We start from the raw sequence: 23,408 nt of genomic DNA on the forward strand, positions 1-23,408 counted from the left end.
CCCCGTGGTCCGAGAGCCGAGCAACCACCGCACTGCGCGGCTCATCGCGATCGTCGCCGGGTTGCTGGGGACACTTCTGGCGATCGCTACCCCGCTGCTCCCGGTCAACCAGACCACCGCCGAGCTGAACTGGCCGCAGGACGGCGTGCTCGGCAGCGTCAACGCCCCGCTGATCGGCTACGTCGCCACCGACCTCGAGATCAGCGTGCCGTGCAGCGCCGCCGCCGGCCTCGACGGACCCGGACGCACCGTGCTGCTGTCGACCGTGCCCAAGCAGGCGACCAACGCGATCGACCGCGGTCTGCTCATCGAACGGGTGAACGACGACCTGCTCGTCATCGTCCGCAACACCCCGGTGGTCAGTGCGCCGCTCGACGAGGTGCTCAGCCCCGCCTGCCAGGAGTTGACGTTCACCGCCCACGCCGACTCGGTGACCGGTGAGTTCGTCGGCCTCACCCAGGGACCCGACAGCCCCGACCCGGGCGAACCGCTGCGGGGTGAGCGTGGCGGCTACGACTTCAGACCCCAGATCGTGGGGGTGTTCACCGATCTGTCCGGCCCCGCTCCTCCTGGTCTGCAGTTCTCCGCGACGATCGACTCGCGCTACAGCACCTCACCCACGCTGCTCAAGGTGCTCGCGATGATCATCGGCGTGGCGATGACGATCATCGCCCTGGGTGCGCTGCACGTGCTCGACAACGCCGACGGCATGCGGCACCGGCGCTTCCTGCCGCAGCGGTGGTGGTCGCTGTCCCCGCTGGACGGGGTGGTGACGGCGGCTCTGGTGTGGTGGCACTTCGTCGGCGCCAACACTGCCGACGACGGCTACATCCTGACGATGGCCCGGGTATCCGAGAAGGCCGGATACATGGCCAACTACTACCGCTGGTTCGGCACCCCCGAGGCCCCCTTCGGTTGGTACTACGACCTGCTGGCGGTGTGGGCCCAGATCAGCACCACCAGCGTGTGGATGCGGCTGCCGACGCTGCTGATGGGGCTGGCCTGCTGGTGGGTGATCAGCCGTGAGGTCATCCCGCGCCTGGGTTCGGCGGTCAAACACAGCAGGGCCGCGGTGTGGACGGCCGCCGGACTGTTCCTCGCCTTCTGGCTGCCGCTGAACAACGGGCTGCGCCCCGAACCGATCATCGCGCTCGGCATCCTGCTCACCTGGTGTTCGGTCGAGCGCGGGGTGGCGACCAGCAGGCTGCTGCCAGTGGCGGTCGCGATCATCATCGGAGCGCTGACAGTGTTCTCCGGCCCCACCGGTGTCGCCGCGATCGGCGCCCTGCTCGTCGCCATCGGGCCGCTGAAAACCATTGTGGCCGCTCATACCTCACGGTTCGGATACCTGGCGCTGCTGGCGCCGATCGCCGCGGCCGGCACCGTCACCATCTTCCTGATCTTCCGCGACCAGACGCTGGCCGCGGAGCTCCAGGCCAGCAGCTTCAAGTCCTCCGTCGGACCCAGCCTGGCCTGGTTCGACGAGCACATCCGCTACTCGCGGCTGTTCACCACGAGCCCCGACGGCTCCGTCGCGCGCCGGTTCGCGGTGCTCACACTGCTGCTCGCCCTGGCGGTCTCGGTGGCGATGTCGTTGCGAAGAGGCAGGATTCCCGGCACGGCCCTGGGGCCGAGTCGCCGAATCATCGGGATCACCATCATCGCGTTCCTGGCGATGATGTTCACCCCCACCAAATGGACCCACCACTTCGGTGTGTTCGCCGGGTTGGCCGGCTCGCTGGGCGCTCTGGCCGCGGTCGCCGTCTCCGCGGCGGCGATGCGGTCGCGCCGCAACCGCACGCTGTTCGCCGCGGCGGTGCTGTTCATCACCGCGCTGTCGTTCGCCACGGTGAACGGCTGGTGGTACGTCTCCAACTTCGGGGTGCCGTGGTCAAATGACTTCCCGCAGTACGAGATCGGCTTCACCACCCTGCTTCTCGGCTGCTCGATCCTCGCGCTGCTGCTGGCCGCCTGGTTCCACTTCTCGGGTCGCGACGGTGCACCGTCCAACGGTGGCGCGCGACGGTGGCGGTCGATCGCGCAGGCCCCACTGGCCATCGCGACCTGGGCCCTGGTGACGTTCCAGATCGTGTCGCTCACCCTGGCGATGACCGGGCAGTACCCGGCGTGGACCGTCGGGCGATCCAATCTCGAGGCCCTCACCGGGAAAACATGCGGCATGGCCGAGGACGTCCTGGTCGAGCAGGACCCCAACCAGGGTCTGCTCACACCCATCGGGGTACCGGTCGGTGACGCACTCGGCGCGGTCGCCGACGGAAACGCAATAGGGTTCAGCCCCAACGGAATTCCGTCAGATCTGTCAGCCGATCCGGTGACGGAGGAGTCCGGCGCCGGCAACTTCGCCGACACCGAGAACGGTGCGGACACCGCAGATGAAGCCGGCACCGAAGGCGGAACCACCTCCGCGGCAGGGGTGAACGGATCACGCGCCCGCCTGCCGTTCGGCCTCGACCCCGCCAGCACACCGGTGATGGGCAGCTGGCGCGCCGGCACGCAGCAGCCCGCGAACCTGCAATCGGCCTGGTACCAGCTGCCCGACGGGTGGCGCGACGATGCGGACGAATCACTGCTCGTGGTGTCCGCGGCCGGACGGTTCGACAACAGTGAAGTGGTCCTGCAGTGGGCCCGCGAGGGGGACCCGGCGGACGAGTCCGCAGGCACCATCACCCTCGGCGACGTCGGCGCCGCCCCCGCGTGGCGCAACCTGCGCGCGCCGCTGTCCGCTCTGCCCGCCGACGCCACCCGGATCAGGCTCGTCGCCACCGACGACGATCTCAGCCCCGAACACTGGATAGCCCTCACCCCGCCCCGGATCCCCACCCTGCGGACCCTCCAGGACGTCGTCGGCTCGACCGATCCCGTGCTGCTCGACTGGCTGGTTGGGCTGGCCTTCCCCTGTCAACGCCCGTTCGACCATCAGAACGGTGTCATCGAGGTGCCGAAGTGGCGCATCCTGCCCGACCGGTTCGGCGCCGAGGCCAACTCGCCGGTGATGGACTACCTCGGCGGAGGACCGCTGGGCATCACCGAGCTGCTGCTGCGCTCCACCACCGTCCCCACCTACCTGAAGAACGACTGGTTGCGGGACTGGGGTGCGCTGCAGCGGCTCACACCCTTCTATCCCGACGCCGAGCCGGCCCGGCTGGATCTCGGTTCGGCGACGCGCAGCGGTCTGTGGAGCCCGGCGCCGCTGCGTCTGAGCTAGCGTCGCCTACCCTTGAGCCTCGTGCCAGACCGGACTACCCGCCTCATCGCGATCGTCGCGGGCGTGTTGGGAATGCTGCTGTGCGCGCTGGCACCGTTGCTGCCGGTCACCCAGATGACCGCGACGATCCAGTGGCCGCAGGCCGTCGACAGCGACGGCAACATCGAGAGCGTCACCGCACCGCTGGTCTCCGGTGCCCCCAAGTCGCTCGACGTCGTGATCCCGTGCCGGACGGTGGCCACCCTCCCCGCCGACGGCGGTCTGGTGTTCTCCACGATCCCGCCCGGCGGCATCGAAGCGGGGCGCAACGGCCTGTTCATCCGCGCCTTCGAGGACAGCGTCACCGTCGCGTTCCGGGACTCGGTGGCCGCGGTGGCGCCCCGCGACGCCGTGGAGTCCGGGGCATGCAGCGACATCCGGGTGTGGGCCGATGTCGGCGCGGTCGGCGCCGACTTCGTCGGCATCCCCGGCGCCACCGGCACGCTCGGAGCCGAGAACCGGCCCCAGGTGGCGGGCATGTTCTCCGAACTGGAGGTGCCTGCAGATAGCGGCGTGTCGGCCACCGTGGACGTCGACACCCGTTTCATCACGACTCCGACCACGCTCAAGCTCGCCGTGATGGTGCTCGGGGTGCTCTGTGTGGTGGCCTCGTTCGTCGCACTGATGCTGCTGGACCGGGTGTCGGGCAGGCGGGCCCCGCCGACCCGCCGGCGTGCCGGGGTGTCGACGTGGCTCACCGACACCGGCGTGATCGCTGTGCTGCTGGTGTGGCACCTGGTCGGGCCGCAGTCCTCCGACGACGGCTACAACCTGACCATCGCGCGGATTTCCGGCGAGGCCGGCTACACCGCCAACTACTACCGGTTCTTCGGCGCCTCCGAAGCGCCCTTCGACTGGTACCAGAGCGTGTTGACGCACCTGGCGTCGATCAGCACCGCCGGAATCTGGATGCGACTGCCGGCCACCGCGGCCGCCATCGGCACCTGGCTGATCCTCAGCCGCTGCGTGCTGCCGCGCCTAGGCCGGCGACTGGCGATCAACCGGGTCGCGGTGTGGACCGCCGCCGCGGTGTTCCTCGCGGCGTGGCTGCCGTTCAACAACAGCCTGCGCCCCGAACCGCTGATCGCGTTCGGCGTGGTCGCCGTATGGATGCTGGTGGAACTGGCGATCGGGAAGCGGACGCTGTGGCCGGTCGCGCTGGCGATCGTCGTGGCGGTGTTCTGCGTGACGCTCGCTCCGCAGGGCATGGTCGCGCTGGCGCCGCTGCTGGTCGGCGCCCGCGCCATCACCCGCATCGTCAGCGATCGCCGCGCCACAGACGGACTCGCCGCCCAACTCGCGCCTCTGGCCGCCGCGGCGTCTCTCGTCTTCGTCGTCGTCTTCCGCGACCAGACCCTGGCCACCGTCGCCGAGTCGGCCCGCATCAAGTACGTCGTCGGCCCGACGATCCCGTGGTACCAGGAGTTCCTGCGCTACTACTTCGTGATGGTCGAGGACAGCGTCGACGCGTCGCTGACCCGGCGCTTCGCCGTTCTGGTGCTGCTGCTGTGCGTGTTCGGTCTGCTCGTGGTGCTGCTGCGCCGGGGCACGTTGCCGGGTGTGATGAACGGGCCCGTGTGGCGGCTGACGGGAGCGACGGCGATCGGCCTGGTTCTGCTGATGCTCACCCCCACCAAGTGGTCGGCGCAGTTCGGGGTGTTCGCCGGTCTGGCCGGCGCGCTGGGCGCGCTGACCGCGTTCGCCTTCGCCCGCGTCGGCCTGCACAGTCGCCGGAACCTCGCCCTGTACGCGGCCGCCCTGCTGTTCGTCCTGGCGTGGGCGAACGCGGGCATCAACGGCTGGTTCTACGTCGGCAACTACGGGGTGCCGTGGTTCGACCGGCAACCCGTTCTCCTCGGCCAGCCCGTCACGTCGATGTTCCTGGTGCTGGCGATCGCGTGCGGACTACTCGCCGGATGGCTGCACTTCCGGATGGACTACGCCGGGCACACCGAGGTCGCCGACACCGGGCGCAACCGGGCCGTCGCGTCGACCCCGCTGCTGATCGTGGCCGCCATCATGGTGGTGCTCTCGGTCGGGTCGATGCTCAAGGCCACCGCAGGCCGCTACCCCGTCTACACCACGGGCGCGGCCAACGTCTCGGCGCTGGCCGCATTCCTGCCCGGATCGTCGCCGAGCTGCGCGATGGCCGACGCGGTCCTGGTCGAAGAGGACCCCAATGCCGGGATGCTGCAACCGGTTCCGGGCCAGAGTTTCGGGGAGTACGGACCGCTGGGCGGCGAGGATCCCGTGGGCTTCACGCCCAACGGTGTCAGCGACACCCTCGAGCCCGCCGAACCCGTGGCGGCCAACCCCGGCCTGGTGAACTCCGACGGGGCCGTCGACAAGCCGAACATCGGCATCGGTTACGCGGCGGGCACCGGCGGTGGTTACGGCCCCGAAGGTGTCAATGGCTCGCGGGTCTTCCTGCCGTTCGGACTGGATCCGGACAGCACCCCGGTGATGGGCAGTTTCGACGAGAACACCGTGGCCGCCGAGGCCACCTCGGCGTGGTACCAGTTGCCGCCCCCCACCCCGGAGCGGCCGCTGGTGACGATCGCCGCCGCGGGCGCGATCTGGTACTACGAAGAGGACGGCGAGTTCAGCTACGGCCAGTCGCTGAAGCTGCAGTGGGGTGTGCACCGGCCCGACGGGTCGTACGAGGCGCTCAGCGAGGTGCAGCCGATCGACATCTTCCCGCAGAAGGCCTGGCGCAATCTGCGGTTCCCGATGACCTCAGCACCGCCGGAGGCGAACGTGGCCCGCATCGTGGCCGACGACCCGAACCTGTCCGACGATCAGTGGTTTGCGTTCACCCCACCCCGGGTGCCGGTGCTGCAGACCGCACAGGAGTTCCTCGGCACCGAGACGCCCGTGCTGATGGACATCGCCACCGCGGCGAACTTCCCGTGCCAGCGGCCGTTCTCCGAGCACCTCGGGGTCGCCGAACTGCCGGACTACCGGGTTCTGCCCAACTTCGAGCAGATGGTGTCCTCGTCGAACCAGTGGCAGTCCGCCGACGACGGCGGCCCGTTCCTGTTCATCCAGGCGCTGCTGCGCACCGAGGCGATCCCGACGTACCTCAGCGGCGACTGGTACCGCGACTGGGGAGCGATCGAGCGCTACATCCGGGTGGTACCGAGTGAGAGGGCGCCGCAGGCCGCCATCGAGGAAGGGTCGACGCGAGTGTTCGGCTGGAGTCGCGGCGGACCGATCAGGGCGCTGCCGTGAGTGACGTCAGGGTGGCGCGCTGGGTCGCGACGATCGCCGGCCTGCTCGGCTTTGTGATGGCGGTCGCCACGCCGCTGCTGCCCGTCACCCAGACGACCGCGACGCTGAACTGGCCTCAGCAGGGGCAGCTGGAGAACGTCACGGCGCCGCTGATCTCGCAGGCCCCGGTGGACCTGACCGCGACGGTGCCCTGCGAGGTCATCGAGACGTTGCCGGCCGACGGCGGACTGGTCCTCGGCACCGCGCCGGCAGAGGGCAGGGACGCGGCGCTGAACGCGATGCTGGTCAACGTCACCGAGACCCGGGTCGACGTGATCGTCCGCAACGTCGTGGTGGCCAGCGTGAACCGGGACCGGGTGGCCGGCGCCGGGGCCGCCCCGGGCTGCTCCACGATCGACATCACCTCGTCGCTGGACGGCACTTTCGCCGAGTTCGTCGGGCTGCGCAAAGCCGACGGGTCGCCTCAGCGCACCGGCTTCGCCGACCCCAACCTGCGGCCCGCCATCGTCGGCGTGTTCACCGACCTGACCGGGCCGGCACCCCCGGGCATGGAGTTCTCGGCGACGATCGACACCCGGTTCACCACGAACCCGACACCGTTGAAGTTGACGGCGATCCTGTTGGCGATCATCTCGACCGTCGTCGCCCTGTTCGCGCTGTGGCAGCTGGACCGCACCGACGGACGGCGCATGCACCGGCTGATCCCGACCCGCTGGCGGACCTTCTCCGCCGTGGACGTCTTCGTGGTCGGTGTGTTCGCGCTCTGGTACATCATCGGCGCCAACTCCTCCGACGACGGCTATCAGATGCAGATGGCCCGTACCGCCGAGCACTCCGGCTACATGGCCAACTACTTCCGCTGGTTCGGCGTTCCCGAGGACCCGTTCGGCTGGTACTACAACGTGCTGGCGCTGATGTCGCAGGTGAGCACCGCGGGCATCTGGATGCGTCTGCCCGACCTGATCTGTTCGCTGGTGTGCTGGCTGCTGCTGTCCCGCGAGGTGCTGCCTCGACTGGGGCCCGCCGTGATCGCCAGCCGGCCTGCGCTGTGGGCGGCGGGTCTGGTCCTGATCGGCGCCTGGATGCCGTTCAACAACGGCCTGCGCCCCGAGGGGCAGATCGCCACCGGGGCGCTGATCACCTACGTGCTGATCGAACGGGCCATCACGTCGGGCCGGTTGACGCCCGCCGCGCTGGCCATCTTCTCGGCGGCGTTCACCCTCGGTATCCAGCCGACCGGGCTGATCGCGGTGGCCGCGCTGGTGGCAGGCGGCCGACCCATCCTGCGGATCATCATGCGCAGGCGTCTCGTTGTCGGCACCTGGCCGCTCCTGGCCCCGATGCTGGCTGCGGGCACCGTGATCCTGGCTGTGGTGTTCGCCGACCAGACATTCGCTACGGTGCTGGAAGCCACCAGGATCCGGACCTCCATCGGCCCGAGCCAGGAGTGGTTCACCGAGATCCTGCGCTACTACTACCTGATCCTGCCGACCACCGACGCCGCGATCTCACGCCGCTTCGCGTTTATGTTCACCGTGCTGTGCCTGTTCCCGTCGCTGTTCATGATGTTGCGGCGCAAGCGCATTCCCGGGGTGGCGCGCGGCCCGGCCTGGCGGCTGATGGGCGTCATCTTCGCGACGATCTTCTTCCTGATCTTCACCCCCACCAAGTGGATCCACCACTTCGGTCTGTTCGCCGCAGTCGGCGGAGCGATGGCGGCGCTGGCGACGGTGATGGTGTCGCCTGTGGTACTACGCTCGGCGCGCAACCGGATGGCGTTCCTGTCCCTGGTGTTCTTCGTGCTGGCGTTCTGCTTCGCCTCGACCAACGGCTGGTGGTACGTCTCGAACTTCGGTGTGCCCTACAACAACTCGGTGCCCCAGCTCGGCGGCGTGACTGTCAGCACGGTGTTCTTCGTGCTGTTCGCCATCGCGGGGTTGTGGGCGTTCTGGCTGCACGTGACGGCGCGCCAGGATTCGAAGATCGTCGACAAGCTGACCGCTGCACCCATTCCCATCGCGGCCGGGTTGATGGTCGTGGTGTTCGTCGCCTCGATGGCGGTGGGCGTGGTGCGCCAGTACCCGACCTACTCCAACGGCTGGGCCAATATGCGCGCGTTCGTCGGCGGCTGCGGGATGGCCGACGACGTACTCGTCGAGCCTGATTCCAACGACGGCTTCCTTCGCGCCCTGCCCGGCGAGGACGGGCCGCTGGGCCCGCTCGGCGGCGCCGATCCGGTGGGCTTCTCGCCCAACGGTGTTCCCGACCGGATCATCGCCGAAGCGATCCGGCTGAACAATCCGCAGCCGGGCACCGACTACGACTGGGTTCGTCCACGGCAACTGCCCCGTGCCGGCGTCAACGGATCGAGGGTGCCGCTGCCCTACGGTCTGGACCCCGCGCGGGTGCCGGTGGCGGGTACGTATTCCACTGAGGCGCAACAGGAGAGCCGACTGGCCTCGTCCTGGTACGAGCTCCCCCCGGCAGAGGACGCGCACCCCCTGGTGGTGATCACCGCAGCCGGGACCATCGCCGGGAGCAGCGTTGCGGAAGGCGAGAGCTCAGGTCAGACAGTCGAACTCGAGTACGCGCTGCCGGGGCCCGACGGGAGCCCGGCACCCGCCGGCCGGATCAGTCCGTACGACATCGGCCCGACACCGTCGTGGCGCAATCTCCGCTACCCACGTGATCAGATCCCCGCCGAAGCCATCGCGGTTCGGGTGGTCGCCGAGGACCTGTCGCTGAGCCAGGGCGACTGGGTCGCGGTCACGCCGCCGCGGATACCGGAGCTGCGTTCGGTGCAGGAGTACGTCGGTTCCGAGCAACCGGTCCTGCTGGACTGGGCGGTCGGGATGGCGTTCCCCTGCCAGCAGCCGATGCTGCACGCCAACGGTGTCACCGAGGTGCCCAAGTTCCGCATCTCGCCCGACTATTTCGCCAAGCTGCAGAGCACCGACACGTGGCAGGACGGCGTCAACGGCGGCCTGCTCGGGATCACCGACCTGCTGCTGCGAGCCTCGGTGATGTCGAGTTACCTGTCGCAGGACTGGGGCCAGGACTGGGGGTCGCTGCGCCGATTCGACACCATCGTCGACGCCGTACCGGCCGAGCTCGAACTGGGTTCGGCCACCCGCTCGGGACTGTGGTCACCCGGCGAGATCCGGATCGGGCCCTGACCGTTCTAGGTTGACGGCTCGTTCGCGCCGGGATCGGTGTTCTCCCGCAGGATGTCGTCATGGCAGTCGACGCGGGTCTGGCCGGTCTGCTCCATGCAGACCAGCACAGGCGTCGCGGTATTCGGATCACCCGCGGGGCGTTTGATCTCACCGGGGTACTGCGACCACAGCGGGGCACCCGTCGATGTCAGGCGCGCGCAGTAGGCGGGCTGACCGCCTTCGGTCACCCCGGCCGCGCCCAGCGTCGCGCAGTCCGCGCCCACGACGACGACCGGTAACGTCACGTCCCCCGCTGCGGCGGAAGACGGCCGCTCGGGCCTGTCGTAGATCGCGAGGAACACCACCGCTGCGACCGCGATCACGCTCAACACCAGCGCCAGCCCCAGAACCACCGGTACGCGGCCCCGGGCGCGCGTCGGCGCCGCTCGTTTCGCGTGCCGGGGTCCGGCCGCCGCGGGCGCCGCCGCCGTGGCATCGGCATCGTCGGCCCCGACGCCGGCGCGGTTGGCGAGGGCCCGCGCGAAGTCCACACACCGCTCGTAGCGGTCGGCAGGCGACTTCGCCAGCGCTTTGTCGAAAACCTTTCCCACACTAGAGAGTTCGGGACGGTGCGCGCCGATCGACGGCGGCTGAGCAGTCAGATGCGCACTGATGACGATGGCGGGGTTGGAATGCTGGAACGGCGGTGAACCGGTGAGCAGCTGGAAGGCGGTGGCCGCCAGCGCGTACTGATCGGCACGGCCGTCGATCCGTTTGTCGGCGGTCAACTGCTCGGGCGCGGAGTACGCGACGGTGCCCACCGTCATGTCGGTACCCGTCAGCGAGCTGATCTCTCCGACGCGGCGGGCGATGCCGAAGTCCGCCAGCATGATCCGCTCATTGTCGGTCTCCGGATCGGCGATCAGGATGTTCGCGGGCTTGACGTCACGGTGCAGCAGGCCGCGCTGGTGTGCGTAGTCGAGCGCGTCCCCGACCGCGGTGACGATGCGGATCACCAGAGCCGGCGGCATCCCCTTCGGATACCGCTCGGCGAGCAGGCGGGCGGCGTCGGTGCCCTCGACGTGATCCATCGAGATCCACAGCCGGCCGTCGTGCTCACCGCGGTCGTGCACCTCGACGATGTGCGGATGCCACAGGGTGGCCGCGATGTCGGCTTCCCTGCTGAACCGCTCCCGATACTCGCTGTCGGCACAGACGGTTGCCGACAACACCTTCAGCGCGTCGTGGCGCGGCAGCCGGGGATGCCTGGCCAGATAGACCTCACCCATGCCGCCCGCGCCCAGCAATCGCAGAATGGTGTAATCCGCGATCACCTCACCTTCGGTCAGCATGGCCGGACGTAGATGACTCGGCTGCCGAACACGATGTCCTGCAACGATCTTCGGTGCCGATCCAGCGCCACCCACAGCAGTCCCACCGGGAAGACCACACACGCGACCCCACGCAGCAGCGCGGTCAGTGGCTTCAGCCGGCCCGAGCGGCGCCCGACGACCCGCAGGCCCATCGCCACCGAACCGACGGTACAGCCCGAGACCGACCAGCAGCCGGCGAGATAGAGCACCGCGACCACGAACCCGACGGCACCCGAGAACACCAGATCCAGCGCCGGGAACCGGAACGAGCCGGGATTGAGCGCCAGCAGGCTCAGCACCAGACCGGAGTAGAGCAGCCCCAGCAGCGCTCCGACGACACACAGGTCGATCAGCGCGGCCACGCACCGGCTGACCACGCCCGCGGCGCGGGCCGTCGTCTCATCGCGGACGGTCACGGTGGTAGCCCTGTCTGCGGCCCAGGACCCGGTCGACGAATCCGGACACCGCGTCGTCGGCCCGCTCCCCCTGGGTGCGCACGTCGGTCATCACCTCGGCGGTCACCGAACTGGTGGACTCCCGGATGATGGCGGGCAGGTCGACGGCGTCGATCACCTCGTTGGCCAGACCCACGAGATCGATGCGGGCGATCACCGCCTCGATCGCCTCGGCCGGCAGACGGTCGCGCACGATCGCGGTGAGGTCGAGTTCGTCGATCACCGCGGCCACGATCAGCGACAGTACCGCCTGCACCTCGTGCCTGCCGCGCGTGAACAGCCCTCCCACCAGCGGTAGCGCCTCACAGGTCCGGTAGGCATCCACCAGCATGGACGACGGCGGCGGCGGCTCAGGCACTACACGTCCTCAGTGCGGCGTTCCGAGGTACGGGAACTCGGGCAGGATGTCGGTGTGCGGGTGCAGGCCCGACGACGGCCGGGCCCCGTTGGTCAGGAATGCGCGCCGATGGGCCATCACGTCGTCGGACAACGTCCGACCGTTCGGATACTTCGCCGGCCGGGACGGGTTGTAGGTCAGTACGTCGGGCAGGGTGCCCTCGGCGTTGATCGCGGCGATCGCCTCGTCCCTGCTGTACCCGCCTGTGCGGGCCATCGTGTCGATGAGCGGCCCGATCCACAGTTCCCGGTCGCGGTTGGGTTCGCCGGCGTTGTACTCGTCCCTGGTGTCCTCGGTGGTGATGATGTTGCCCAGCCACGGCTGACCGGCCCGGTCCACGTGGACCCAGTCGTTGTCCTTCAGCAGAGTGCAGCGCGCCCAGATCCGGACATCGGGAGCGGCGCTCAGATAGCTGGTGGGCAGTTCGATCACCATCGCGATCACGTTGGATTCGGCGTAGGAGTCGGCGCCGGTGCCGTCGAGATCAACAAACGTCGGGTCGCTGCGCGCACCTGCGAAGAAGGTGAACCCGCCCGACTCGACGATCGTGGTGGTCTCGCCGAACGACACGTCGACGTCGCCGAAGATCCGGGAACCGACCGCCGCGACCGCGGAGGACTGGTTGCCGACGGCGAGGAAGGCGTCCACGCGCTGGCGTCCGTCGACCGGTGGCGAGAACGAGAAGCTGAACGCGAAGTCGTTGCGCAGGTCCCCCGTGTGGTCGATGGCCAGCCGGTACACGGCATCCGGGTGCAGCGGCCCGGCATCGGGGTTGGCGGTCAGCACGATCGCGGTCCGCAGCGGATCGTTCGGCGACGGGAACACGAAGAGATCTCGCAGATCCAGCCGGGGATCTCCGAACGGGGCGCCGGCGCTCAGGTCCGGAAAGTGACTCGACGCTGGTTTGTTCGTTCCTGACATGTTCGACACTGCTCCATCCAACCGCACCCGACGCCTAGATCGGAGTCAGGCCGTGTTTGCGTTGCACACGGTTGATCTGCTTGTCACGCAGCAGGTGCATCGACTTGCGCAGCAACAGCCGGGTCTGGTGCGGTTCGATGACGCCGTCGATGAAGCCGCGCTCGGCCGCCACCCAGGGCACGGCCATGTTGGCGTTGTAGCCCTCGATGAAGTCGGCCTTGATCTTCTGCACCTCGGGCGCGGTCGGATCCGGGAAGCGCTTCACCAGCAGCTGCGCGGCACCTTCGGCGCCGATCACGGCGATGCGCGCGGTCGGCCAGGCGAAGTTCAGGTCGGCGGTGAGCTGCTTGGAACCCATCACCGCGTAGGCGCCGCCGTAGGACTTGCGCACCGTGATGGTGACCTTCGGGATGTCGGCCTCGACGACCGCGTTGAGGAACCGGCCACCACGCTTGATGATGCCGCCCTTCTCCTGCTGGACGCCGGGCATGAAGCCCGGGGTGTCCACCACGAAGACCAGCGGGGTGTTGAACGAGTCGCAGAACCGGACGAACCGGGCGGCCTTGTCGGAGGCCTCGATGTCGATCGCTCCCGACATGTACATCGGCTGGTTGGCGATCACCCCGACCGGGCGGCCGTCGACTCGGGCGAACGCGGTGATGATCGCCGGGCCGGACTGCTCACCGACCGGGAACACGTCACCGTCGTCGAAGATCCTCAGCAGGATCTCCATCATGTCGTAGGCCTGGTTGTCCGAGTCCGGCACGATCGCGTCCAGCTCGAGGTCGTGCGGCGTGATTTCCGGTTCGAGGCCCGGGTTGATGATCGGCGGGTCGTCGAAGGTGTTGGCGGGCAGGAAGCTCAGGTAGTTGCGGACGTATTCGAACGCCGCGGCCTCGGACTCGACGACCTGATGGATGTTGCCGTAGCTGGCCTGCGCGTCGGCGCCACCCAGTTCGTCGAGCGTGACGTCCTCGCCGGTGACGTCCTTGATGACGTCGGGGCCGGTGACGAACATGTAGCCCTGGTCACGCACCGCGACCACCAGATCGGTCTGGATAGGCGAGTACACCGCGCCGCCCGCGCACTTGCCGAAGATCAGCGAGATCTCCGGCACCAGTCCGCGCAGCAGCTCGTGGCGGCGGCCGAGTTCGGCATACCAGGCCAGCGACGTCGCCGCGTCCTGGATGCGGGCGCCACCGGAGTCGTTGATGCCGATGATCGGGCAGCCGACCATCGCCACCCACTCCATCAGGCGGGCGACCTTGCGGCCGAACATCTCCCCCACCGAACCCTGGAAGACGGTCTGGTCGTGGCTGAACACCCCGACGGGCCGGCCGTTGATGGTGCCGTGGCCGGTGACGACGCCGTCGCCGAAGAGCGCGTTGGGGTCACCGGGTGTCTTGGCCAGCGCGCCGATCTCGAGGAAGCTGCCCGGATCCAGTAGCGAGTAGATGCGGGCCCGCGCGCTCGGGATGCCCTTCTTCTCCCGTTTGGCGACGGCTTTCTCTCCGCCCGGTTCCTTGGCGAGCTCGAGCTTTTCGCGCAGCTCGGCGAGCTTCTCGGCGGTGGTCACCGCTGTCTTCGGGATGGTCTCGGCGGGAGATTCAGCTGTCACCGTGGGTCGCCTCCTCGCTTTGAATCCGACTGATCGCCTCGCTCATGTGCGCGCCGACCTTTGCAATGTACGGCTCATCGATGGCCTGGATGTGCTCGCCCCCGATGGCTATCACCTCGAGGTCGCTGACGAATTCGCCCCAGCCACCGTCCGGTTGCCTGGTGGCGTAGCGCGGCTCGAACATGATCGCGTCATCGTGGTAACGGTCTGCCATGTACAGCGTGACGTGGCCGTCGTAATTCTCGATGACGGCGGTGTCCAGCGCCCGGTTGTCGAGGTAGGACGTCCGCTGGTGCTCGATGATGCCGCCCGGGATGTCGACGCCCGCCTCCTTGACCGCGTCGAGAATGAACCTGACCTGTCCGTCGTCGTCGAGTTCCTCGAGCTGCTCGTACGGGATCTCCGGGATCTCGACGTTGAACGTGCGCTGCGCGAACAGGGCATAACGATCCCAGCGGGCGCGGATCTCCGCCTTGGTCTGCGGCACTTCCTCGCCGGCGCGCACGGTGTCGATCAGGCCGACGAATCGGACGTCGGCACCGTGGCGCTTGAGGCCCACCGCGCAGGCGTAGGCCAGCGCGCCACCCAGTGACCAACCGGTCAGGATGTAGGGCCCATCGCCCTGGATCTCCATCAGCTTGGGCACGTACTCGGCTGCCCGCTCCTCGATGGAGCCTTCGACGCGCTCGAGCCCGTACACCGGGGTGTCTGCCGGCAACCGCTTCAGCAGCGGGTCGTAGACGACGGTCGATCCGCCGGCTGGATGGAACACGAAGACCGGGACCCGGGTCGACCCCTCGGGCCGGGCCCGGATCGTGCGGACGAACCCGTCGAGTTCACCGGCGTCCATCTCGTCACGGACAACCGACGACAGGTCCTGGATGGTGCGAGCCGCCGTGACCTGCTCGGCGGTGACCGTTCCCTCGGCACGCTCGGAAAGACGTTGCGCCATCTTCTCCGCCGTCGCGGCGTCAACCGCCGGAAGCTCGTTGAAGATGCCGCCCGGTGACTTGCCGGTGACGATCGCCCACGTGGCGAAGGTGACGCGCTCGGCCGCGTCGCGAGGCGGGACGTCGGCGCCGAGCGCCTCGGTGACCGCCTCCTGGGTGAGCACTTTGGCGGCGATTCCCGCCGCCGACGGCTTCCCGGCGGCCGCCGGTCCGGAGGGGTCGGTCGGGGGCGGTGGGACAGCCGGACCCGACGGGTCGGTCGGCGGAGCAGGGACGCCCGCGACATCAGACGACGGCTCGGCGATCGGGTGCCCGGCCTCGGCCAGCTTCGCCTCGAGTTCGGCGACGGTCGTCGCCCCACCCATCAGCTCGGCCTGGGCCGCGGCGATCTCCTCGGCAGTGCGCCCCTTCTGCTGCTCGGCGAGATCGTCGACCTCGTCGCGGTGTTCGACCGCGTACGCGATGAGCTTCTCGACGGCATAGAGGTTGGCGTCACGCACCGCGGTCAACTGGATCGGCGGCAGGTCGAAGTCGTACTCGACACGGTTCTTGATCCGAACCGCCATCAGCGAGTCGAGGCCGAGTTCGATCAGCGGCACCTCCCAGGGCAGATCCTCGGGCTCGTAACCCATCGCGGCGCCGACGATGGTGCCGAGGCGCTCGCTGATGGTCTCTCCGGTGTCCGGCGACCACTTGGCGAAGCCCGCCGCGATGCCTGCGCCCGCGGTGAGGTTGTCGTGCAGGATCGCCGCGTCTTCCTCGGGTTCCTCTTCGACCGGGGCCTGGCCGACCACCGTCCCCGTCTCGGCGATCGTGCCGGCACCCACCGCGGTGGGCAGCGCCGTCTGCGCGCCGGCCCGGGCCACGATCGCGTCGTAGACGAGGGTGAAGGACTCGTCGATGCGGGCGTGCACCTGCACACTCGCCCCTCCCGGGTGCCGGGTCAGCGTGGTCACCAGCCGTGAGTCGTCGCCGGGGACCGCACGCTGCTCGGAGGCGACCAGCTTGGCGTCCGGAAGGACCGCAGCCGCAGCGGCTTTCACCAGCGCGGCCAGATCTGTCGCACCGCGCGGCGAGTACTCGAAGACATGCCTGCCGTCAGGTGTCGCGACGTGGTTGCCGGGGACGACCGCCGAGCTGTCGCCGGTGAAATGCGCGTCGAGCCAGTGCGGCTTGCGGCGGAACTTGGTCGGCGGGATGTCGGCGAAGTCCAGCGCTCCGGCCAGCCCCCGCGAGCGCCGCGGGAACAGCGTCCGGAAATCGAGATCGTGACCGTGCACGAACAGGGTGGCCATCGCGGTGGTCATCGAATCCACCTCGTCCTGCTTGCGCGCCAGCGTCGCGATCAGCTGCGCATCGTGAAGGCCAGCGGCGGCCGTGGTCAGACCAACCTGCATGAGGGCCACCGGATTCGGCGCCAACTCCAGGAACGTGGTGTGGCCGTTGTCGACCGCGTTGCGGATGCCGTGGGTGAAGTAGACGGAGTGCCGCAACCCCTTCTTCCAGTAGTCCACGTCGTGGATGGCGTCCGCACCCGGCCGGATCAGGCTGCCCTCGTGCACAGTCGAGTAGTACGGCACCTGCAGCGACTGGGCTTCGATGCCCTGCAGTTCGGCGGCCAGTTCACCCAGCAGCGGGTCCATCTGGGAGGTGTGGCTGGCACCCTTGGTCTGGAACTTGCGGGCGAACTTGCCCTCCGACTCGGCGCGCGCGATGATCGCGTCCACCTGATCCGGCGGGCCGCCGATGACCGTCTGTGACGGTGCGGCGTACACACAGACTTCGAGACCGGTGAAAGCTTCATCTTCCTTGAAGACAGATACGATCTCCTCGGCGGAATACTCCACCAGGGCCATCAACCTGATGTACTCACCGAACAGCATCGCCTCGCCCTCACCCATCAGGTGCGAGCGCGAGCAGATCGTGCGGGTGGCGTCGCCCAGCGACAGGCCACCGGCGAAGTAGGCCGCGGCGGCCTCACCCAGTGACTGACCCACCAGCGCACCGGGTTTCGCACCGTGGGACTTGAGCAGCTCTCCGAGAGCGACCTGGATCGCGAAGATCGTGACCTGCGTGGTCTCGATTCCGTAGTCCTGCGAGTCGTCGAGGATCAACTCCACCACGGAGTAGCCGAGCTCGTCCTGGACCAGGGAATCGACCTTGTTGATCCACTCGGCGAACACCTCGTCGCGCAGATACAGGCTTTTGGCCATCTTCCGGTGCTGGGCACCGAATCCGGCAAGCACCCACACCGGCCCGTTGGTGACCGGGCCGTCTGCGCTGAGCACGATGGGGTTCGGCTTGCCGTCGGCGAGGGCCCGCAGCCCCTTGACCGCCTCGTCGTGGTCATGTGCCAGCACCACCGCGCGGGACCGCCCGTGGTTGCGGCGCGACAGCGACCGCCCGATCGACTCCAACGACGACTCCCGGCCTTCGGGGCTGTCGATCCAGTCCGCGAGCTCAGCGGCCGAGGCCCTCTTGCGGGAGGTCAGGAATCCCGAAACTGCCAGCGGCACAAGCTTCGCCGTGGGCTCTTCGGCCGCGAGCTCCTCGCGGGCGACCTCGATGAGGCGCAACGCCTCGTCGGTCAGACCCGGCAGTTCGGGTTCGTCGTCGAGCGATGCGGCCGGCGCGTCCAGAGCGTCGTCGTCATCGTCTATGAACTCGCCGTACTCGTCCATCCGCACCCCACCGACGTACACGGCCTTGGCGTCGTCGTTGGCCGGGCTGACCACGGCCACATCGGGTTCGGGAGCAGGCTCGACCAGGTCGCTGGGCAGTACCTCCCGCAGCACCAGATGCGCGTTGGCGCCACCGAAACCGAAGCCGGACACCCCGGCGATCGCCTTGCCGCTGTAGCGCGGCCAGTCGGTGACGGTGTCGGCGACCTTGAGGTGTTCCTTGTCGAAGTCGATGTACGGGTTGGGACCGGAGTAGTTGATCGACGGCGGGATCTTGTCGTTCTTGAGCGCCAGCGCCACTTTGGCCAGGCTGGCCGCACCGGCCGCCGATTCCAGATGTCCCACATTGGATTTCACTGCACCCAGCAACGCCGGCCGGTCGTCGGCGCGGCCCCTGCCGATGACCCGGCCCAGCGCGTCGGCCTCGATCGGGTCGCCGAGGATGGTGCCCGTGCCGTGCGCTTCGACGTAGTCGACCGTCCGCGGGTCGATGCCGGCGTCCTTGTACGCCTTGCGCAGCACCGCTTCCTGCGCATCGGGATTGGGGGCCAGCAGACCGTTGGAGCGTCCGTCGTGGTTGACCGCACCGCCGGCGACGACCGCCAAGATGTCGTCACCGTCGCGGCGGGCGTCTTCGAGACGCTTGAACACCAGCATGCCGCCGCCCTCTGAGCGGGCGTAACCGTCGGCGTCGGCGGAGAACGACTTGATCCGGCCGTCCGGTGCGAGCACGCCGCCCACCTCGTCGAAACCGACGGTCACCATCGGTGTGACCAGCGCGTTGACCCCGCCGGCGACCACGACGTCGGCATCGCCGGAACGCAGCGCCTTGATGCCCTCGTGCACGGCGACCAGCGACGACGAACACGCCGTGTCGATGGCCATCGACGGGCCGCGGAAATCGAAGAAGTAGGACACCCGGTTGGCGATGATCGCACTGGAGTTACCGGTGATCGCGTACGGATGCGCGACGGACGGATCGGACAGCGCCATGATCATGTAGTCGTTGGTCGAACTGCCGACGAACACGCCGACGTTCTCGCCGCGCAGGCTTGACGCCGGAATCCTGGCGTACTCCAACGCTTCCCACGTGAGTTCCAGTGCCATTCGCTGCTGTGGATCGACGTTGTCGGCTTCCATCTTGGACAGCGCGAAGAACTCGGCGTCGAAGCCCTTGATGTCGGACAGGTAGCCGCCGCGGGTGTGCGCCTTGGCGACCCGCTCGGCGACGCGCGGCTCGGAGAGGAACTCCGACCACCGCCCCTCCGGCAGGTCGGTGATCGCGTCGCGGCCTTCCAGCAGCGCGGTCCACATCTCGTCGGGGGTGTTCATGTCGCCCGGGAAACGGGTGGCCACACCGACGATCGCGATGTTCATGACGCCCTCGTCGGCGTCGCGCGACCAGTCCTCGGCGTCGAGAGCCGCGGTGTCCACCTCGGGCTCACCCTCGACGATGACGGTGGCCAGCGCTTCGATGGTCGGGTGCCGGAACGCGACGGTGGCGGTCAGCGTGACGCCGGTGAGGTCCTCGATGTCACTGGCCATCGCGACCGCGTCCCGCGACGAAAGTCCGAGTTCGACCATCGGCGTCGATTCGTTGATCGAGTCGGGCGCCTGGCCGGTGGCGTTGCCGATCCAGTTGCGCAGCCACTCGCGCATCTCGTTGACGGTCATGCCGAAATCTTCGCCATCACCCGGCGCCGGCACGTTGCCCGAATCATCTTGTGCTTCAGCCATGTTCACATAACCTCACGATCGACACGCGGCCGTGGCCGCCGTTGCCGTTGCTGTAGTTGAGCGTCAGTCCAACTCGTCCGGGAAGGCGTTGGCCACCTTGCCGCTGCGCAGGCTGCCGTCCAGGTAGGCGGCCCGGCAGGCCCGCCGACCGATCTTGCCGCTCGACGTCCTCGGAATCGCCCCGGCCGGGGTCAGCAGCACGTCGCGCACCGTCACGCCGTGGCGCACCGCGATCGCGGCGCGGATGTCGTCGGCGATCGGACCCATGTCGAGCTTGTGCGCGCCCGGCGCCCGCTCTCCGACGATCACCAGTTGTTCGGAGCTGTCGTCGGGGTCGCGCTTGAGACCGGCGTGGGCATCGGCGAACACCTCGTCGGGGAGCTGGTTGGCGGGCACCGAGAAGGCGGCGACGAAGCCGGTCCGCAGCGCCTTGGTGGACTCCTGCGCGGAGTACTCGAGGTCCTGCGGGTAGTGGTTGCGGCCGTCGATGATCACCAGATCCTTGACGCGGCCGGTGATGTAGAGCTCGCCGTCGTGGAACGCGCCGTAGTCCCCGGTGCGCACCCAGGTCGCGTCGTCGGCGGCCCCCTGGGCGTGGGACGGGCTGGTGCGCGACTTGAGGATGTTCTGGAACGTGGAGACCGTCTCCTCGGGCTTGCCCCAGTAGCCGGTGCCCATGTTCTGACCGCTGATCCAGATCTCACCGATCTGACCGTCGGGCAGTTCGGACGCCGACTCGGCGTCGACGATGACCGCCCACTCCGCCACCCCGACCACGCCGGCCGAAGCCTGGGCCACGGCCTTCTCCGAGTCCGGCGGCACCTCGACGAAGCGGTGGTTGTTGAGCTGTTCGCGGTCGACGGAGATGATCTTCGGGGAGTCGTCGATATGGGTCGAGGACACGAACAGCGTCGCCTCGGCCAGACCGTAGGACGGCTTGATCGCCTGCGGACGGAATCCGTAGGGGCCGAACGCATCGTTGAAGTTGCGGACCGTTGCCGCCGAAATCGGCTCACTGCCGTTGAGCAGCGCCTTGACGTTGGACAGGTCCAGCGGCGGCTCACCCTCCTTGGGCAGCCCGCGCACCGCGGCGTGGTCGAACGCGAAGTTCGGCGCCACGGAGATGACGCCGCCGGTGTCGTCGGGTTTGCGCGCCATCTCGCGAATCCAACGCCCGGGGCGCCGAACGAAGGCGGCCGGCGTCATGAACGAGATGTAGTGACCGATCACCGTGGGCAGCAGCACCGTGATCAGACCCATGTCATGGAAGAACGGCAGCCACGAGACCCCGCGGTCCCCCTCTTCGGCGGACAGCGCCTCGATGACCTGCACGACGTTCGTCGCCAGGTTCAGGTGGGTGATCTGCACGCCAGTCGGGATCCGCGTCGAACCGGAGGTGTACTGCAGGTAGGCGATGGTGTCGTGCTGAACGTCGACCGGCTCCCAGGTGGCGCCCACCTCGTCGGGAACTGCGTCGACGGCGATGACGCGAGGACGCTCGTTGGCCGGGCGGCTCCGGAAGAACTTCCGCACCCCTTCGGCGGCCTCGGTGGTGGTCAGGATCGCGGTCGGCTTGCAGTCGTCGAGCACCGCGTGCAGGCGACCGACGTGGCCGGGTTCGGACGGATCGAAGAGCGGCACCGCGATGCGCCCGGAGTACAGCGTGCCGAAGAACGCGACGAGGTATTCGAGGTTCTGCGGGCAGAGGATGGCAACCCGGTCACCGGGCTGGGTGACCTGCTGCAACCGCGCCCCGACGGCCTTGTTGCGCTTGCCGAAGACGGCCCAGCTCAGGTCCCGGACGACACCGTCGCGCTCGGTGGAGAAGTCGACGAAGCGGTAGGCGACCTTGTCCCCACGAACTCGCGCCCATCGCTCGACGTGCTTGACCAGGTTCCCGTTCTCCGGGAACTTGATCAGTCCGTCCTTGATGAACGGGTTATGGAAGGCCATGTCACACTCTCCAATCGAACGGGATCGGCGACCCCACTCCATCCATGTCGGGATTGCATCCCAGCCCGGAGATCGTACCGGGAAGAGGGCCCCCCAACCCTCAGGCGCAGCACAACGCTCTTAGATTTTCCTTAATGTTAGGCCATGGTAGGTCCGGGCCGTCACGCAGGACAAATCAACCCGATCACGTATCAGCCATGTTTTGGCTGCGGAGCGTTATTGATCAAGCCCTGCGCCCAGTTCAGTGTCCACTGCGTCGCCGGCAGGCCGTCGAGATTCCAGAAATCGGGTGTGGCGTACATCGCGTGCACGGGCTGGCCCGCACCGCCACTGAGCACCTCCAGCGTCTTCGGAAGCTGGGTGATGTTGAACGCCGACTCCGGAGCGGCGCAGATCAGGTCCCCCCGCGCGCAGATCTCGTAGGTGCGGTCGTTCAGTGCCCCGAACCCGCCGGGACGCGGACCCGACATCGTGAGCCCGAGCGCCGAGAGCGTCGGCACCTCGTGCAGCGTGATCTCCGCGCCCTGGCCTTCGGCGTTCGGCCCGATCTCCTGACCGACGCCTGCCTGACGGCGGCCGTCGGCGATCAGCATCGCGCCGAGGACCAGGTCCTGGTCGACGGGTCCGCGGCCGTTGCCGATGTCGCTGGCGATGTCACCGGCGATCACCGCGCCCTGCGAGAAGCCGACCAGGACGTAACTGGTCAACGGGCAGCGGTTGTTCATGTCCGTCATCGCGGCGACGGCGGCGCGGGTTCCTTCGGCGCGGCTGTCGTTGTAGGACATCTGCCTGTCGGCCGACAGCGGATTGTGGAACTGCGCGGTGTACGGCACGGTGAACACCTCGAGGCGGTCCGAACCGAACTGCGCACGAATCGGATTGGTGACGTTGAGAAGCAACGCCGCCGGGAACTGCACCGGGTTGAAGGGGTCGAGCGCCACCGAGGACTCCCAGGTGCCCGGAATCGAGATCAGCTGAACATCCGGGCAGCTGGCGTCCTGGAACTCCGGGCGCGGCTTGCTGCCCGTCGGCGGTACGGCCGTCGGTGGGACCGCGCTGGGCGGGATCGCGGTCGGCGGGGCGTCGGGCCTTCTCAGGACGACCACCACGATCGCCACGATCAGCACCACGACAAGGCCTACCGCGCCGGCTGCGAACAGCGCGAGAAGTCGATGGCGTTTCCGCCGGTTGGTCTTCGCCATTGAGTATTCGTGCTCCTGCTAGCAGAGTCGTTCTGTCGCGATGCGAATGTAATCGGACGTCGCGGCGTCGACCTCACCCACCGATGGCACCATCCCGTCCGCGTCGTCGCGGTTGTCCGGGTCGGTGACCTCGTTGCGCACCAGCGGCGCCACGAAATCCCACACCGCCTGGTCGGTCTGTTTGGCTGCGCGCGCCTGACAGACGTAGGAGCCGATGCTCAGCGCGGTCAGGTCGGTGGACGTGTTCACCCCGGCCGCTTCGAGCGCGTCCAGGTAGGACTGCTGCCGCGGGGTGACGACCAGGGCATTGGACTGGGCGCCGGCCTGTGGCGGTCCGGGCAGTTGGGCCGACGTCCGGGCGTGCGCCGGGGGGGATTCCGTCTCAGAGCCCAGACCGACCATCATGTCCTCGCCGAACGAGCACCCGGTCAGCCACGCCGCCGACGAAGCCACCACTAGCGACATACCCG

The 23,408-nt window shown here is 68.4% G+C and carries 12 protein-coding genes; 3 read left to right on the top strand and 9 right to left on the bottom strand.

Going from position 1 to position 23,408, the window contains the following annotated elements; genetic code table 11:
* Positions 1-4 precede the first annotated feature (4 nt).
* From ABDC78_RS27220 to ABDC78_RS27230, 3 genes are all read left to right on the top strand, one after another.
* Complete coding sequence (locus ABDC78_RS27220; protein ID WP_347133247.1) at positions 5-3,226, top strand: arabinosyltransferase domain-containing protein; 3,222 nt, start codon at positions 5-7, stop codon at positions 3,224-3,226.
* 72 nt (positions 3,227-3,298) lie between these two features.
* Positions 3,299-6,496: an arabinosyltransferase domain-containing protein gene (locus tag ABDC78_RS27225; protein ID WP_178359745.1), complete on the top strand. Its 3,198-nt coding sequence runs from the start codon at positions 3,299-3,301 to the stop codon at positions 6,494-6,496.
* A gap of 56 nt (positions 6,497-6,552) precedes the next feature.
* Positions 6,553-9,672 (top strand): arabinosyltransferase domain-containing protein, encoded by a 3,120-nt coding sequence (locus tag ABDC78_RS27230; protein ID WP_178359744.1) that lies wholly within the window; start codon positions 6,553-6,555, stop codon positions 9,670-9,672.
* 5 nt (positions 9,673-9,677) lie between these two features.
* Here the strand turns inward: ABDC78_RS27230 and ABDC78_RS27235 are convergent, their stop codons facing one another.
* The 9 genes from ABDC78_RS27235 to ABDC78_RS27275 form a co-directional block, all read right to left on the bottom strand.
* Complete coding sequence (locus tag ABDC78_RS27235) at positions 9,678-11,003, bottom strand: serine/threonine-protein kinase (protein ID WP_178359731.1); 1,326 nt, start codon at positions 11,001-11,003, stop codon at positions 9,678-9,680.
* Positions 10,997-11,440 (bottom strand): RDD family protein, encoded by a 444-nt coding sequence (locus tag ABDC78_RS27240; protein WP_178359730.1) that lies wholly within the window; start codon positions 11,438-11,440, stop codon positions 10,997-10,999. Before ABDC78_RS27240 ends, ABDC78_RS27235 begins: the two co-directional genes overlap by 7 nt.
* Positions 11,424-11,810, bottom strand: a complete 387-nt coding sequence (locus ABDC78_RS27245; protein ID WP_178359743.1) for a hypothetical protein — start codon at positions 11,808-11,810, stop codon at positions 11,424-11,426. Before ABDC78_RS27245 ends, ABDC78_RS27240 begins: the two co-directional genes overlap by 17 nt.
* 36 nt (positions 11,811-11,846) lie before the next feature.
* Positions 11,847-12,797: a DUF4331 family protein gene (locus tag ABDC78_RS27250; RefSeq protein WP_178359729.1), complete on the bottom strand. Its 951-nt coding sequence runs from the start codon at positions 12,795-12,797 to the stop codon at positions 11,847-11,849.
* A 34-nt stretch (positions 12,798-12,831) separates the two neighbouring features.
* Entirely contained in the window at positions 12,832-14,388 is a 1,557-nt protein-coding gene (locus ABDC78_RS27255) for an acyl-CoA carboxylase subunit beta (protein ID WP_178359742.1), read from the bottom strand.
* A 16-nt stretch (positions 14,389-14,404) separates the two neighbouring features.
* Positions 14,405-19,783, bottom strand: coding sequence for a polyketide synthase Pks13 (pks13, locus tag ABDC78_RS27260; protein ID WP_178359728.1), 5,379 nt, complete (start codon positions 19,781-19,783; stop codon positions 14,405-14,407).
* A 63-nt stretch (positions 19,784-19,846) separates the two neighbouring features.
* Positions 19,847-21,736 (bottom strand): long-chain-fatty-acid--AMP ligase FadD32, encoded by a 1,890-nt coding sequence (gene fadD32 / locus ABDC78_RS27265; RefSeq protein WP_178359727.1) that lies wholly within the window; start codon positions 21,734-21,736, stop codon positions 19,847-19,849.
* A 191-nt stretch (positions 21,737-21,927) separates the two neighbouring features.
* On the bottom strand, positions 21,928-22,938 hold the full coding sequence (locus ABDC78_RS27270; protein ID WP_178359726.1) for a cutinase family protein: 1,011 nt from the start codon (positions 22,936-22,938) through the stop codon (positions 21,928-21,930).
* A gap of 18 nt (positions 22,939-22,956) precedes the next feature.
* Positions 22,957-23,403 (bottom strand): DUF732 domain-containing protein, encoded by a 447-nt coding sequence (locus tag ABDC78_RS27275; RefSeq protein ID WP_178359725.1) that lies wholly within the window; start codon positions 23,401-23,403, stop codon positions 22,957-22,959.
* Between the last annotated feature and the right edge of the window lie 5 nt (positions 23,404-23,408).

Origin of the sequence: Mycobacterium sp. DL (assembly GCF_039729195.1) — a bacterium.
Classification (GTDB): Bacteria; Actinomycetota; Actinomycetes; order Mycobacteriales; family Mycobacteriaceae; genus Mycobacterium; species Mycobacterium hippocampi_A.

Coding starts and splice junctions, on each gene's coding strand:
- ABDC78_RS27235 (WP_178359731.1), bottom strand. CDS start 11,003: ATGCTGACCGAAGGTGAGGTGATCGCGGATTACACCATTCTGCGATTG.
- ABDC78_RS27225 (WP_178359745.1), top strand. CDS start 3,299: ATGCTGCTGTGCGCGCTGGCACCGTTGCTGCCGGTCACCCAGATGACC.
- fadD32 (WP_178359727.1), bottom strand. CDS start 21,736: ATGGCCTTCCATAACCCGTTCATCAAGGACGGACTGATCAAGTTCCCG.
- ABDC78_RS27245 (WP_178359743.1), bottom strand. CDS start 11,810: ATGCTGGTGGATGCCTACCGGACCTGTGAGGCGCTACCGCTGGTGGGA.
- ABDC78_RS27250 (WP_178359729.1), bottom strand. CDS start 12,797: ATGTCAGGAACGAACAAACCAGCGTCGAGTCACTTTCCGGACCTGAGC.
- ABDC78_RS27275 (WP_178359725.1), bottom strand. CDS start 23,403: ATGTCGCTAGTGGTGGCTTCGTCGGCGGCGTGGCTGACCGGGTGCTCG.
- ABDC78_RS27270 (WP_178359726.1), bottom strand. CDS start 22,938: ATGGCGAAGACCAACCGGCGGAAACGCCATCGACTTCTCGCGCTGTTC.
- pks13 (WP_178359728.1), bottom strand. CDS start 19,783: ATGGCTGAAGCACAAGATGATTCGGGCAACGTGCCGGCGCCGGGTGAT.
- ABDC78_RS27230 (WP_178359744.1), top strand. CDS start 6,553: ATGGCGGTCGCCACGCCGCTGCTGCCCGTCACCCAGACGACCGCGACG.